Origin of the sequence: Pseudomonas crudilactis (assembly GCF_013433315.1) — a bacterium.
Taxonomy (GTDB): domain Bacteria; phylum Pseudomonadota; class Gammaproteobacteria; order Pseudomonadales; family Pseudomonadaceae; genus Aquipseudomonas; species Aquipseudomonas crudilactis.
This window is the reverse complement of record NZ_WXVV01000004.1, coordinates 172,506-186,054: the sequence shown is the minus strand read 5'-3', so window position 1 is coordinate 186,054 and position 13,549 is coordinate 172,506. Positions and strand designations below refer to the sequence as shown.

Genomic DNA, 13,549 nt, shown 5'->3' with positions numbered 1-13,549 from the left:
ATGCGGGCGCCATGCTTTGGCAGCTGACCCAGATGCTTTGGGTCGGCGGTCTTTGGCTGATTCATCTCGGTTTGCAGCCGGCGCTGGGCAAGATTGGCCTGGCACCGTTGCTGATCGATGAAGTGGCCAGTGCATTTGAAGTGCTGGTGGTGGGGTTTTCCGCCGCATGCGTTATTTTTCAGGCTTTGGTGCTGGTACAGGCTGAGGGTCTTGCCAGTCTATGGCGAGATTTTCGCGGTCAGGTGCTGCTGATGGCGTTGTATGCGTGTGCGATGTTTGTCGCAGTGCGTGTTGGCTGGCCGGATGCGCAGCGCTGGCAGGTATTCAGTTATCTGGTTCTGGGGTTTTCCGGGCTGGTGCTGGTGATGCAGCCGGTGCCGGGATGGAGTGGCAGGGTGCGCCAGGCACACCCGTGACCCTTTTCATCACTTGAAGCGATGAACGTTCGACAGCTGCTTGTTGGCGCTGAAATTCTTGCGGTAAACCAGTGCCATCTTGCCGATGACCTGTACCAGGTCCGCTTTGCCGACCTTGCACAGTTCTGCGATGTGCGCCAGGCGCGACTCGCGATCAAGGATATTGAGCTTGATCTTGATCAGCTCGTGATCCGCCAAAGCGCGTTCAAGTTCGGCTAACACGCCTTCAGTCAAACCGTTATCAGCCACCGTCAAAACTGGTTTCAGGTGGTGGCCAATGGATTTGTACTGTTTCTTCTGCTCTGGAGTGAGCGGCATAATCTGACCCTTTCGTCTGGATTCTGTAAAATGGCGGCCATTTTACCCGAGGGCTCGTGGATCCGCCCAATTAATCACGACTCTTATTATCGAGGTGCCCAATGGCGCGTTCCAAGACAAGCCTTGGTTGGCTGAAACGACATGTCAACGATCCCTATGTGAAGCAGGCGCAGAAGGATGGCTACCGCTCGCGTGCGAGTTACAAGCTTCTGGAAGTCCAGGAGAAATACAAGCTGATCCGCCCTGGCATGAGCGTTGTCGACCTGGGTGCTGCGCCCGGTGGCTGGTCGCAGGTGACTAGCCGGCTGATCGGCGGTCAGGGGCGTTTGATCGCCTCGGACATTCTGGAAATGGACAGCATCCCTGACGTGACCTTTATTCAGGGTGACTTCACCGAGGACGCAGTGCTCGCGCAGATCCTGGAAGCCGTCGGTAATTCGCAGGTAGACCTTGTGATTTCCGATATGGCCCCCAATATGAGTGGTACGCCTGAAGTGGATATGCCGAAAGCCATGTTCCTTTGCGAGCTGGCACTTGATCTGGCAGAGCGGATCCTCAAACCGGGTGGTAATTTCGTGATCAAGATTTTTCAGGGCGAAGGGTTTGATGTTTACCTGAAGGATGCTCGCAAGAAGTTCGACAAGATCCAGATGATCAAGCCGGACTCCTCTCGTGGCAGCTCTCGCGAGCAATACATGCTGGCTTGGGGTTATCGCGGGCGTAGCGAGTAAAACGAGGTTTTTGTGTAGGGTGATAGGTTTTTAGTATTTCGCCCGGCGAGCATTAACGAATATTGTGTAGAAAGTGTTTCACAAAGGGTTACAGACGGCGCCTGCCAGAGTCGTAGGTAATGTAGTAAGTTAGGCCGGTGAATATCATGCGAAGCGCGCGCCAGTAGCGGAGCTTGCTTCAGAGGGTAGTTAATTGAACGATATGGCAAAGAATCTGATCCTGTGGTTGATCATCGCGGCTGTCCTGGTGACGGTGATGAACAACTTCTCCAGCCCTAACGAGCCGCAGACCCTCAACTATTCCGACTTCATCCAGCAGGTCAAGGATGGCAAGGTCGAGCGCGTAGCCGTTGATGGTTATGTGATTACCGGCAAGCGGAACGATGGCGACAGCTTCAAGACCATTCGTCCGGCAATCCAGGACAATGGCCTGATCGGCGATCTGGTCGACAACCACGTTGTGGTTGAAGGCAAGCAGCCTGAACAGCAAAGCATCTGGACCCAGCTTCTTGTGGCCAGCTTCCCGATCCTGGTGATCATCGCGGTGTTCATGTTCTTCATGCGCCAGATGCAGGGCGGTGCTGGCGGCAAGGGCGGACCGATGAGCTTCGGCAAGAGCAAGGCACGCCTTCTCTCCGAAGATCAGGTAAAAACCACATTGGCTGACGTTGCCGGTTGCGACGAAGCCAAGGAAGAAGTCGGCGAGCTGGTTGAGTTCCTCCGTGATCCGGGCAAGTTCCAGCGCCTGGGCGGTCGTATTCCGCGCGGCGTACTGATGGTCGGTCCTCCGGGTACCGGTAAAACCTTGCTGGCCAAGGCGATTGCCGGCGAAGCCAAGGTTCCGTTCTTTACCATTTCCGGTTCTGACTTCGTCGAAATGTTCGTCGGTGTTGGTGCCAGTCGTGTACGTGACATGTTCGAGCAGGCGAAGAAGCACGCGCCTTGCATCATCTTTATCGACGAAATCGACGCCGTCGGTCGCCATCGTGGCGCCGGCATGGGTGGCGGTCACGACGAGCGTGAGCAGACTCTCAACCAGTTGCTGGTTGAGATGGACGGCTTCGAGATGAATGACGGCATTATTGTTATCGCTGCAACCAACCGTCCTGACGTACTCGACCCTGCGCTGCTGCGTCCGGGCCGTTTCGACCGTCAGGTTGTGGTGGGGCTGCCGGATATCCGTGGTCGCGAGCAAATCCTCAAGGTTCACATGCGTAAAGTGCCAATGGGTGACGACGTTGCTCCGGCCGTTATCGCACGGGGTACTCCGGGTTTCTCTGGTGCTGACCTGGCTAACCTGGTCAACGAAGCGTCGCTGTTCGCTGCACGCAGCGGCAAACGCATCGTTGAAATGAAAGAGTTCGAACTGGCCAAAGACAAGATTATGATGGGCGCCGAGCGCAAATCGATGGTCATGTCCGAGAAAGAGAAGCAGAACACCGCTTATCACGAAGCAGGCCACGCCATCGTTGGTCGCGTCGTGCCTGAGCACGATCCGGTGTACAAGGTGTCGATCATTCCGCGCGGTCGTGCACTGGGTGTGACGATGTTCCTGCCGGAAGAGGATCGTTACAGCCTGTCCAAGCGTGCACTGATCAGTCAGATCTGCTCGCTGTACGGCGGCCGAATCGCTGAAGAAATGACTTTGGGCTTCGACGGAGTCACCACCGGTGCATCCAACGACATCATGCGTGCCAGTCAGATTGCGCGGAACATGGTGACCAAGTGGGGTCTGTCGGAAAAACTCGGCCCTTTGATGTATGCCGAAGAAGAGGGTGAAGTGTTCCTCGGTCGCGGCGGTGGCGGTCAGGCTGCCAGCTTCTCTGGCGAGACAGCCAAGCTGATCGACTCCGAAGTCCGCAGCATCATTGACCAGTGCTACGGTACGGCCAAGCAGATCCTCACGGATAACCGTGACAAGCTCGATGCAATGGCTGACGCTCTGATGAAGTACGAGACGATCGATGCTGAGCAAATCGACGACATCATGGCAGGTCGCACGCCTCGCGAACCTCGCGACTGGTCGGGCGGCACGGGTACGCCACCGCCTCCTGTCGTTCGGGATGAGCGTCCGGAAACACCGATCGGCGGTCCGGCTGCTGACGTTTAAGGTTTGAAATGACTTCTGTACAGTCCCTGACCCGGTTGCCTTGCGGCAACCGGGTTCTTGATTTGGCCCAGACGCATGTCATGGGTATTCTAAATGTCACTCCCGACTCTTTCTCTGATGGCGGCCGCTACAGTCAGCTCGACGCGGCCTTGCGCCACGCCGAATCTATGGTGGCAGCCGGTGCGACGCTGATCGATGTTGGCGGTGAGTCGACTCGACCCGGTGCGCGGGCGGTATCTCCGCTGGAAGAGCTGGAGCGTGTAGCGCCCATTGTGGAGCTGATCAATCGCGAGCTCGACGTCATTATTTCGGTCGATACCTCAACGCCTGCCGTGATGCGCGAAACTGCGCGGCTGGGGGCCGGCTTGATCAATGATGTGCGATCGTTGCAACGTGATGGCGCGCTGGATGCTGCTGCGGCGACGGGTTTGCCGGTTTGTTTGATGCATATGCTGGGTGAGCCAGGTGATATGCAGGATAATCCGCAGTATCAGGATGTCACTCTGGAGGTGGGCGAGTTTCTCACCGAGCGGATGTCGGTGTGTGCTTCGGCGGGTATTCCTGCCGAGCGAATCATTCTCGACCCTGGCTTCGGCTTCGCCAAAACCCTGCAGCACAATCTAAGCTTGTTCAAGCACATGGAAGCCCTGCATGCGTTGGGTCGACCGTTGTTGGTCGGTGTTTCGCGAAAAAGCATGATCGGACACGCCTTGAATCGTCCTGTAGGCGAGCGCCTTTTTGGTGGGTTGGCCCTGGCAGCGCTGGCGTCGGTAAAAGGTGCGCGTATATTGCGCGTCCATGATGTAGCGGAAACGGTAGATGTGGTGCGGATGATCGCAGCCGTGGAATCAGCCGAATAAGAATGATGGAGCGCTTATGAGCAAGAAATATTTTGGTACTGACGGCATTCGTGGTCGCGTCGGTGAATACCCGATTACTCCTGACTTCATGCTCAAGCTTGGCTGGGCCGCCGGTATGGCGTTCCGCAAGATGGGCGCCTGCAAGGTGCTGGTTGGCAAGGACACGCGAATTTCCGGTTATATGTTCGAATCGGCCCTTGAAGCCGGTCTGACATCGGCGGGTGCTGATGTGATGCTGCTTGGTCCTATGCCAACGCCGGCCATCGCATATCTGGCGCGCACGTTTCAGGCTGAGGCTGGCATTGTGATTAGTGCATCGCACAATCCGCATGATGATAACGGGATCAAATTTTTCTCCGGCAAAGGCACCAAGCTGCCCGATGAGCTGGAGTTGATGATCGAAGAGTTGCTCGATGCTCCAATGACCGTGGTCGAGTCGAGCAAGATCGGCAAAGTGTCGCGAATCAACGATGCATCCGGTCGCTACATTGAATTCTGCAAGAGCAGTGTGCCAACCGGCTCCAACTTCTCCGGTCTCAAGATCGTTATCGATTGTGCCCATGGCGCGACCTATAAAGTTGCTCCGAGTGTTTTCCGCGAACTCGGTGCCGAGGTTGTCGTGCTGTCGGCCCAGCCCAATGGTCTGAATATCAACGACAACTGCGGCTCGACCCATATGGATCAGTTGCAGGCAGCGGTGCTGGCTGAGCACGCCGATCTGGGGATCGCTTTTGACGGCGATGGTGATCGGGTCTTGATGGTCGATCACACGGGGGCTATCGTTGATGGTGATGAACTGCTGTTCATCATTGCCCGCGATCTGCATGAGCGTGGCAAATTACAGGGTGGGGTGGTGGGTACCCTGATGAGTAACCTGGGGTTGGAGTTAGCCCTTGCCGATCTTTCGATTCCATTCATTCGTGCCAATGTTGGCGACCGCTATGTGATCGCTGAACTGTTGGAGCGCAATTGGCTGGTCGGTGGCGAAAACTCGGGACATATCGTTTGCTTCAATCACACCACCACCGGCGATGCGATCATTGCTGCGCTGCAAGTGCTGATGGCGCTCAAGGCGCGTAACGAAGGTCTTGCGCAGACCCGGCAGGCCTTACGCAAGTGCCCTCAGGTGTTAATCAATGTGCGGTTCGGCGGTGGCGAAAGCCCGTTGGAGCATCCAGCTGTCAAGGAAGCCAGTGCTCGTGTAACTCAGGCGATGGCGGGGCGCGGGCGTGTGCTTTTGCGCAAGTCCGGCACAGAGCCTCTGGTGCGCGTAATGGTTGAAGGCGAAGACGAAACCCAGGTTCGCAACTACGCCGAAGAACTGGCAAAACTGGTAACTGAAGTTTCTGCCTGATACGGCTTGCAAGCCATGATTGTGTTGGGTAACATCTGCGCCCACTTTGACCGACGAGGTACAGCATGCGTCGCCCTATGGTAGCTGGTAACTGGAAGATGCACGGTACCCGCGCCAGCGTCGCTGAGCTGATCAACGGCCTTCGTCATCTGGCCTTGCCAAGCGGTGTTGATGTCGCGGTATTCCCGCCTTGCTTGTATATCAATCAAGTGATTGATGGCTTGAAAGGCAAGTCGATTTCGGTCGGCGCGCAGAATTCTGCGGTGGAATCCATGCAAGGTGCATTGACCGGTGAAATTGCACCGAGTCAGTTGGTGGATGCAGGTTGTTCCCTGGTTCTTGTCGGTCACTCCGAGCGTCGCCAGATAATGGGCGAGCGAGACGGAATGCTGAATCGCAAGTTCGCAGCGGCACAGGCATGTGGCTTGATTCCGGTGTTGTGTATAGGGGAAACCCTTGAGCAGCGCGAAGCCGGAAAAACTCTTGAGGTTGTCGGGCGTCAGCTGGGCAGCATCATCGAGGAGCTGGGTGTTGGTGCTTTTGCCAAGGCAGTCATTGCTTACGAGCCGGTCTGGGCCATTGGTACCGGACTGACTGCAACGCCACAGCAGGCTCAGGATGTGCATAAAGCCATTCGCGAGCAGCTGGCGGCAGAGAATTCTGAGGTCGCACGAGGTGTGCGGCTTCTATACGGCGGCAGCGTGAAGGCGGCCAATGCGGTCGAACTGTTCGGCATGCCGGATATCGATGGGGGGCTCATTGGTGGAGCTTCCCTGAATGCAGATGAGTTCGGTGCGATCTGTCGCGCCGCGGGAAACTGAGAAAATGCTGGAAACAGTCGTAGTCGTTTTTCATCTGCTGGGTGCATTGGGCGTAGTTGCTCTGGTTTTGCTGCAGCAGGGTAAGGGTGCGGACGCTGGCGCGTCTTTCGGAGCAGGTGCTTCAAATACTGTGTTCGGAAGCCAAGGTTCCTCTACCTTTCTTAGTAAGTTTACTGCTATACTTGCCGCCGGTTTCTTCATAACCAGCTTGGGGTTAGGTTACTTTGCTAAAGAGAAGGCTCATCAGCTGACTCAGGCAGGTCTTCCAAATCCAGCAGTGTTGGAAGTACCTAAGCAACAACAACCGGCTTCTGATGATGTCCCGGTGCTTCAAGAGCAAAAGTCGGCTACTCCAGCGACTGACGTACCTCCAGCTCAAGAGCAGAAGTAAGAAGGGTTTCAAACGTAGTTTTGCCGAGGTGGTGGAATTGGTAGACACGCAACCTTGAGGTGGTTGTGCCCATAGGGTGTAGGGGTTCGAGTCCCCTTCTCGGTACCAATTAGTCAGGAAAGCCCGCTGTTGCGGGCTTTCTTGCAGGTGGAAGGTTACATTGACCCAATAAGGGATCGGTCGTATACTTCCGCCCCAGCTTTGTCGCGGGGTGGAGCAGTCTGGTAGCTCGTCGGGCTCATAACCCGAAGGTCGTCGGTTCAAATCCGGCCCCCGCAACCAGTTTAAGGAGCCCCTTTTAAGGGGCTTTTTGTTAGCTGGACACTTTCAACGCCGCTGTTCGACGGCGTTTCAAGGATGGGCGTTAAGCCCATTTTTTTATTTTGCAAAGCATGCACATATCATGCACTAGGGGGTTCAGGTGTCGAGCAAGCTAGAAGAGTTGCAGGCCTTGCTGGCCCCGGTGGTCGTGGCCCTGGGCTATGAATGCTGGGGTATCGAGTTTTCGGCTCAGGGTCGTCACTCGATGTTGCGCGTTTATATCGATAAAGAGGGTGGCGTGCTGGTGGACGATTGCGCCATTGTCAGCCGTCAGATCAGCGGTGTGCTGGATGTTGAAGATCCGATCTCCGTTGAATACACCCTCGAAGTTTCCTCGCCTGGCATGGAGCGCCCACTGTTCACTATTGAGCAGTTCGCCCAGTTTGTCGGTGAACAAGTGAAGATCAAGCTGCGTTCGCCTTTCGAAGGGCGCCGCAACTTTCAGGGCCTTCTGCGCGGTGTAGAAGAGCAGGATGTCGTGGTGCAGGTAGATGACCATGAGTTCTTGTTGCCGATCGATATGATCGACAAGGCCAACATTATTCCCAGTTTTGACTGAGACGCGGATCCCGCGGATCCAATGGCTTGCGAAAGGCGAGGCGTACGATGAGCAAAGAAGTACTGCTGGTTGTTGAGTCGGTATCCAATGAAAAGGGCGTACCGGCAAGCGTAATTTTTGAAGCGCTGGAGCTGGCTTTAGCCACTGCTACCAAAAAGCGTTTTGAAGACGAAGTTGACCTGCGTGTGGAAATTAACCGCCACACCGGGGCATACGAAACTTTCCGTCGCTGGACGGTCGTTGAAGAGAATGATCTCGACGATCCGGCCATCGAAACCTGGCCGAGCAAGGTTGCGGAAACGCATCCGGGTGCCAACGTTGGCGACGTCGTCGAAGAAAAAATCGAATCCATCGAGTTCGGCCGTATTGCTGCACAGACTGCCAAGCAAGTCATCGTGCAAAAAGTACGTGAAGCCGAGCGCGCTCAAGTGGTCGACGCTTATCGCGAGCGCCTGGGGGAAATCATCTCCGGCACCGTGAAAAAAGTCACCCGCGACAACGTGATCGTCGATCTGGGTAACAACGCTGAAGCGTTGCTGGCCCGTGAAGACATCATTTCGCGTGAAACCTTCCGTGTTGGCGTGCGTCTGCGTGCGCTGCTCAAGGAAATCCGCACCGAGAACCGCGGCCCGCAGCTGATCCTGTCGCGTACCGCGCCGGAAATGCTGATCGAGCTGTTCCGTATCGAAGTGCCGGAAATTGCCGAAGGCCTGATCGAAGTAATGGCAGCGTCCCGTGATCCGGGTTCGCGCGCCAAGATCGCCGTCCGCTCGAAGGACAAACGCATCGACCCGCAAGGCGCTTGCATTGGTATGCGCGGTTCGCGCGTCCAGGCAGTGTCGGGTGAGTTGGGCGGTGAGCGTGTGGATATCGTCCTGTGGGACGACAACCCGGCTCAGTTCGTGATCAACGCCATGTCCCCGGCTGAGGTTGCGGCAATTATCGTTGACGAAGATGCCCACGCAATGGACATCGCCGTTGGCGCAGACAATCTGGCTCAGGCCATCGGTCGTGGTGGTCAGAACGTGCGTCTGGCGAGCCAGTTGACTGGCTGGACCCTGAACGTGATGACCGAATCGGACATCCAGGCTAAGCAGCAAGCAGAAACCGGCGACATCCTGCGCAACTTCATCGACGAGCTGGAAGTCGACGAAGACCTGGCACAGGTGCTGGTAGATGAAGGCTTCACCAGCCTGGAAGAGATTGCCTACGTACCGTTGGAAGAAATGCTCAACATCGACGGCTTTGACGAAGATACCGTCAACGAGCTTCGCGCTCGTGCCAAGGATCGTTTGTTGACCAAAGCCATCGCTACTGAGGAAAAGCTGGCAGACGCCCATCCGGCCGAAGACCTGCTCTCGCTTGAGGGTATGGACAAGGATTTGGCGATGGAACTGGCGGTGCGCGGCGTAATTACCCGCGAAGACCTGGCCGAGCAGTCTATTGACGACCTGCTCGACATCGACGGCATTGACGATGATCGTGCCGGCAAGTTGATCATGGCCGCCCGAGCCCACTGGTTCGAGTAATTAGGCGCGGCCTGAGGAGAGAAGTGCATGACGCAAGTCACGGTGAAACAACTGGCCGATGAGGTCAAAACACCGGTAGAGCGCCTGTTGCAGCAGATGCGTGAGGCAGGTCTGCCGCACACCGCCGCCGAAGAAAATGTGACTGACAGTGAGAAGCAGTCCCTGCTGACTCACTTGAAAAGCAGCCACAAGGCGAAAGTGGAAGAACCACGCAAGATCACGCTGCAGCGTAAAACCACCAGCACCCTGCGTGTTGCTGGCAGCAAAAGCATCAGCGTTGAAGTCCGCAAGAAGAAAGTTTTCGTACAGCGCAGCCCGGAAGAAATCGAAGCCGAGCGCAAGCGTGAACTGGATGAGCGTCGCGCAGTAGAAAATGCTGCCCGTCAGAAGGCTGAAGAAGAAGCCAAGCAACGCGCCGAAGTAGAAGCGCGTAATCAGCCTGCTGCTGCGCACAACGCTACCAGCGACGCCGTTGCGGCGCCGGCTGCAGTTGCCGAACCTGTTCGCGAAAGCGCGCCGGTGGTTGCCGCTGCTCCAGCTCCGTCTGCTGACGTTCGCAACAAGCAGAACGAACAGCGCCGTCCGGACAAGCCACGTGCTGACGATAACAATCGTCGCAGCGGTGGCGGTGATGGCGAGCGCAAAAACGCTCCGCATCGCGCCTCGGTCAAAGAAAAAGCGCCGGCTCCACGCGTGGCACCACGCACTACCGACGAAGAAAGCGATGGCTTCCGTCGTGGTGGTCGCGGCAAGGCCAAGCTGAAGAAGCGCAACGCTCACGGTTTCCAGAGCCCAACCGGCCCTGTCGTGCGTGATGTGCAGATCGGCGAGACCATCACTGTTGGCGATCTCGCCAATCAGATGTCGGTCAAGGCTGCTGAAATCATCAAGTTCATGTTCAAACTGGGTACCCCAGCGACCATCAACCAGGTGCTTGATCAGGAAACTGCTCAACTGGTAGCCGAAGAACTGGGCCACAAAGTGACCCTGGTCAGCGACACCGCCCTGGAAGATTCCCTGGCCGAGTCCCTGAAGTTTGAAGGTGAGTCGTTCTCCCGTGCGCCAGTCGTGACCGTAATGGGCCACGTTGACCACGGTAAAACGTCCCTGCTCGACTACATTCGTCGTGCCAAGGTAGCTGCTGGCGAAGCCGGCGGTATTACTCAGCACATCGGTGCATACCACGTTGAAACCGAACGCGGCATGGTCACCTTCCTCGACACCCCGGGTCACGCCGCGTTTACCGCAATGCGTGCTCGTGGTGCCAAGGCGACCGACATCGTGATCCTGGTGGTTGCAGCGGACGACGGCGTGATGCCGCAGACCATTGAAGCTGTTCAGCACGCTGTAGCGGCTGGCGTTCCATTGGTTGTAGCAGTGAACAAGATCGACAAGCCGGGCGCCGATCTCGATCGCATCCGTAGCGAACTGTCGGTTCACGGCGTGACTTCCGAAGAGTGGGGCGGTGATACGCCGTTCGTTCCGGTTTCGGCGAAAGTCGGTACTGGCGTGGACGAGTTGCTTGAAGCCGTTCTGCTGCAAGCTGAAGTTCTCGAACTGAAAGCAACTCCATCGGCTCCTGGCCGTGGCGTTGTGGTTGAATCGCGTCTCGACAAAGGTCGTGGCCCGGTGGCAACCGTTCTGGTTCAAGACGGTACCCTGCGCCAAGGCGACATGGTTCTGGTCGGTTCGAACTATGGCCGCGTGCGTGCCATGCTCGACGAGAACGGCAAGCCAATCAAAGAAGCCGGTCCATCCATCCCTGTCGAGATCCTCGGCCTGGACGGTACCCCGGACGCTGGCGACGAGATGAGCGTAGTTGCTGACGAGAAGAAAGCCCGTGAAGTGGCTCTGTTCCGTCAAGGCAAGTTCCGCGAAGTCAAACTGGCTCGCGCTCACGCCGGCAAGCTGGAAAACATCTTCGAAAACATGGGTCAGGCCGAGAAGAAGACGCTCAACATCGTCCTCAAATCCGACGTCCGTGGTTCGCTGGAAGCGTTGAACGGTGCCTTGAATGGCCTGGGCAACGACGAAGTTCAAGTGCGCGTAGTCGGCGGCGGCGTCGGTGGTATCACCGAGTCCGACGCTAACCTGGCACTGGCTTCCAACGCTGTACTGTTCGGCTTCAACGTGCGTGCCGATGCTGGCGCACGGAAGATCGTCGAGCAGGAAGGTCTGGACATGCGTTACTACAACGTGATCTACGACATCATCGAAGACGTCAAGAAAGCCCTGACCGGCATGCTCGGCAGCGATGTTCGCGAGAACATTCTGGGTGTGGCTGAAGTGCGTGACGTGTTCCGTTCGCCGAAGTTTGGCGCGATCGCAGGCTGCATGGTGATCGAAGGTGTTGTGCACCGTAACCGTCCGATCCGTGTACTGCGTGAAGACATCGTTATCTTCGAAGGCGAGCTGGAATCCCTGCGCCGCTTCAAGGATGACGCTTCCGAAGTACGTGCCGGCATGGAATGCGGTATCGGCGTGAAGAGCTACAACGACGTCAAAGTCGGCGACAAGATCGAAGTCTTCGAGAAGGTTCAGGTTGCTCGCAGCCTCTAACTCGCGCACTTCAGGAGCCGTGATGGTCGGCCGCACTCAACGGTGTGGCGCATCCCCCGGACTCTAAACGCAACGCCCGGTCTGGCTTTTGTCAGGCCGGGCGTTTGCCGCTTTCAGACCTGGCGGGTTTCACCGCCGGGCAGTAACAGGTAACAAAATCATGGCAAAAGAATACAGCCGTACCCAACGTATCGGCGATCAGATGCAGCGTGAGCTGGCTCAACTGATCCGTCGCGAAGTCAAAGATCCACGTGTGGGTCTGGTCACCATTACCGCAGTGGAAGTCAGCCGTGACGTCGGTCATGCGAAGATTTTCATCACCGTGATGGGGCAGGACAACGCTGAAGACATCGCGCAAAGTATCAAGGTGCTCAATTCCGCCGCAGGCTTCCTGCGCATGCAATTGGCCCGTGAAATGAAACTGCGCAGCGTGCCGCAATTGCACTTCCACTACGACGAATCCGTTGTCCGTGGTGCGCACCTGTCGGCGCTGATCGAGCGTGCCGTGGCTGAAGACAATCAGCATCCGGTCGTTGCTGAACCTGAAGACACCAAGGAGTAATTCGGTGGCTCAGGTCAAACGTATCCGTCGTAACGTCAGTGGCATCATCCTGCTCGACAAACCGTTGGGGTTCACCTCCAACGCCGCGTTGCAGAAGGTTCGCTGGCTGCTCAATGCCGAGAAGGCCGGTCACACCGGCAGCCTCGATCCATTGGCCACCGGCGTCTTGCCGTTGTGCTTTGGTGAAGCGACCAAGTTTTCGCAGTACCTGCTCGATTCCGACAAGGCTTATGAAACCCTGGCGCAACTGGGCAAGACCACCACCACGGCCGATGCCGAAGGTGAGGTTTTGCAGGAGCGCCCGGTGACCGTTGGTCGCGCCGATGTCGAAGCGGCATTGCCGAAATTTCGTGGGCAAATCAGTCAGATACCGCCGATGTACTCGGCGCTCAAGCGTGATGGCCAGCCGCTGTACAAGTTGGCGCGTGCAGGCGAAGTAGTGGAGCGCGAACCGCGTTCTGTTACTATTGCGCGCTTGGAATTACTGGCCTTCGAAGGCGATACTGCGCGACTTGCGGTGGACTGCAGCAAAGGCACCTATATTCGCACCCTGGTGGAGGATATCGGTGAGCAACTCGGTTGTGGTGCGTACGTCGCTGAATTGCGCCGTACCCAGGCCGGGCCTTTCACTTTGGCGCAGACCGTTACCCTCGAAGAGCTGGAAGCGGTACATGCCGAAGGCGGCAACGAAGCGGTGGATCGCTTCCTGATGCCATCGGACAGCGGCTTGCAGGATTGGCCGTTGCTGCACTTCTCCGAAGCGAGTGCGTTCTACTGGCTCAACGGCCAGCCGGTACGTGCCCCGGATGCTCCGAAGTTCGGCATGGTACGGGTACAGGATCACAATGGTCGCTTCATCGGCATCGGTGAAGTGAGCGAAGACGGGCGCATCGCGCCGCGTCGACTGATTCGGTCGGAATGACCGAAACCGGTCTGTGTCAAAGCAGGCTGGCGAGGGTGGCTGTTAACAGGCACGGTCACTACTCATTTATAGATACAGGGATTTGTCCCTGGCCTG

Annotated in this window: 13 protein-coding genes and 2 tRNA genes; 14 read left to right on the top strand and 1 reads right to left on the bottom strand. The window is 56.9% G+C overall.

Going from position 1 to position 13,549, the window contains the following annotated elements; all coding sequences use genetic code 11:
* Positions 1-11: 11 nt before the first annotated feature.
* The gene (locus GTU76_RS06535) at positions 12-416 is read left to right on the top strand and encodes a hypothetical protein (protein ID WP_016986502.1); all 405 of its coding nucleotides are present in this window, start codon (positions 12-14) and stop codon (positions 414-416) included.
* A gap of 9 nt (positions 417-425) precedes the next feature.
* On the opposite strand, the gene GTU76_RS06530 is transcribed toward GTU76_RS06535, so the two are convergent.
* A complete protein-coding gene (locus GTU76_RS06530) occupies positions 426-734 on the bottom strand; it encodes a YhbY family RNA-binding protein (protein ID WP_016771761.1) in 309 nt (102 codons plus the stop codon).
* Between the two features lie 101 nt (positions 735-835).
* Between GTU76_RS06530 and rlmE the strand changes: the two genes are divergently transcribed.
* The 13 genes from rlmE to truB all read left to right on the top strand — a co-directional run bounded on the left by rlmE (position 836) and on the right by truB (position 13,453).
* Positions 836-1,465 carry a 23S rRNA (uridine(2552)-2'-O)-methyltransferase RlmE gene (gene rlmE / locus GTU76_RS06525; RefSeq protein ID WP_008088328.1) on the top strand — a complete coding sequence of 210 codons (630 nt, stop codon included), beginning with the start codon at positions 836-838 and terminating at the stop codon, positions 1,463-1,465.
* Between the two features lie 202 nt (positions 1,466-1,667).
* The gene (ftsH, locus tag GTU76_RS06520) at positions 1,668-3,575 is read left to right on the top strand and encodes an ATP-dependent zinc metalloprotease FtsH (protein WP_016986501.1); all 1,908 of its coding nucleotides are present in this window, start codon (positions 1,668-1,670) and stop codon (positions 3,573-3,575) included.
* A gap of 8 nt (positions 3,576-3,583) precedes the next feature.
* Positions 3,584-4,435 carry a dihydropteroate synthase gene (gene folP / locus GTU76_RS06515; RefSeq protein ID WP_016986500.1) on the top strand — a complete coding sequence of 284 codons (852 nt, stop codon included), beginning with the start codon at positions 3,584-3,586 and terminating at the stop codon, positions 4,433-4,435.
* A 16-nt stretch (positions 4,436-4,451) separates the two neighbouring features.
* Positions 4,452-5,789 (top strand): phosphoglucosamine mutase, encoded by a 1,338-nt coding sequence (gene glmM, locus GTU76_RS06510; protein ID WP_016986499.1) that lies wholly within the window; start codon positions 4,452-4,454, stop codon positions 5,787-5,789.
* A 65-nt stretch (positions 5,790-5,854) separates the two neighbouring features.
* Positions 5,855-6,610: a triose-phosphate isomerase gene (tpiA, locus tag GTU76_RS06505; protein ID WP_016986498.1), complete on the top strand. Its 756-nt coding sequence runs from the start codon at positions 5,855-5,857 to the stop codon at positions 6,608-6,610.
* 4 nt (positions 6,611-6,614) lie between these two features.
* Entirely contained in the window at positions 6,615-7,001 is a 387-nt protein-coding gene (gene secG / locus GTU76_RS06500) for a preprotein translocase subunit SecG (RefSeq protein WP_016986497.1), read from the top strand.
* A gap of 22 nt (positions 7,002-7,023) precedes the next feature.
* Positions 7,024-7,109: transfer RNA gene (locus GTU76_RS06495), tRNA-Leu, on the top strand.
* A 97-nt stretch (positions 7,110-7,206) separates the two neighbouring features.
* Positions 7,207-7,283: transfer RNA gene (locus GTU76_RS06490), tRNA-Met, on the top strand.
* Positions 7,284-7,422: 139 nt separating this feature from the next.
* A complete protein-coding gene (rimP, locus tag GTU76_RS06485; protein WP_016986496.1) occupies positions 7,423-7,881 on the top strand; it encodes a ribosome maturation factor RimP in 459 nt (152 codons plus the stop codon).
* Between the two features lie 47 nt (positions 7,882-7,928).
* Positions 7,929-9,410: a transcription termination factor NusA gene (gene nusA / locus GTU76_RS06480; protein WP_008088341.1), complete on the top strand. Its 1,482-nt coding sequence runs from the start codon at positions 7,929-7,931 to the stop codon at positions 9,408-9,410.
* A 27-nt stretch (positions 9,411-9,437) separates the two neighbouring features.
* Complete coding sequence (gene infB / locus GTU76_RS06475) at positions 9,438-11,969, top strand: translation initiation factor IF-2 (RefSeq protein WP_180698271.1); 2,532 nt, start codon at positions 9,438-9,440, stop codon at positions 11,967-11,969.
* 160 nt (positions 11,970-12,129) lie between these two features.
* Positions 12,130-12,531, top strand: coding sequence for a 30S ribosome-binding factor RbfA (rbfA, locus tag GTU76_RS06470; RefSeq protein WP_016986495.1), 402 nt, complete (start codon positions 12,130-12,132; stop codon positions 12,529-12,531).
* A 4-nt stretch (positions 12,532-12,535) separates the two neighbouring features.
* Entirely contained in the window at positions 12,536-13,453 is a 918-nt protein-coding gene (truB, locus tag GTU76_RS06465) for a tRNA pseudouridine(55) synthase TruB (protein WP_008088346.1), read from the top strand.
* Positions 13,454-13,549: the final 96 nt, after the last annotated feature.

Bases quoted from the DNA above. Each gene is read 5' to 3' on its own strand.
- GTU76_RS06535 (WP_016986502.1), top strand. From the start codon at position 12: ATGCTTTGGCAGCTGACCCAGATGCTTTGGGTCGGCGGTCTTTGGCTG.
- secG (WP_016986497.1), top strand. From the start codon at position 6,615: ATGCTGGAAACAGTCGTAGTCGTTTTTCATCTGCTGGGTGCATTGGGC.
- nusA (WP_008088341.1), top strand. From the start codon at position 7,929: ATGAGCAAAGAAGTACTGCTGGTTGTTGAGTCGGTATCCAATGAAAAG.
- GTU76_RS06530 (WP_016771761.1), bottom strand. From the start codon at position 734: ATGCCGCTCACTCCAGAGCAGAAGAAACAGTACAAATCCATTGGCCAC.
- rlmE (WP_008088328.1), top strand. From the start codon at position 836: ATGGCGCGTTCCAAGACAAGCCTTGGTTGGCTGAAACGACATGTCAAC.
- tpiA (WP_016986498.1), top strand. From the start codon at position 5,855: ATGCGTCGCCCTATGGTAGCTGGTAACTGGAAGATGCACGGTACCCGC.
- infB (WP_180698271.1), top strand. From the start codon at position 9,438: ATGACGCAAGTCACGGTGAAACAACTGGCCGATGAGGTCAAAACACCG.
- rbfA (WP_016986495.1), top strand. From the start codon at position 12,130: ATGGCAAAAGAATACAGCCGTACCCAACGTATCGGCGATCAGATGCAG.
- glmM (WP_016986499.1), top strand. From the start codon at position 4,452: ATGAGCAAGAAATATTTTGGTACTGACGGCATTCGTGGTCGCGTCGGT.
- folP (WP_016986500.1), top strand. From the start codon at position 3,584: ATGACTTCTGTACAGTCCCTGACCCGGTTGCCTTGCGGCAACCGGGTT.
- ftsH (WP_016986501.1), top strand. From the start codon at position 1,668: ATGGCAAAGAATCTGATCCTGTGGTTGATCATCGCGGCTGTCCTGGTG.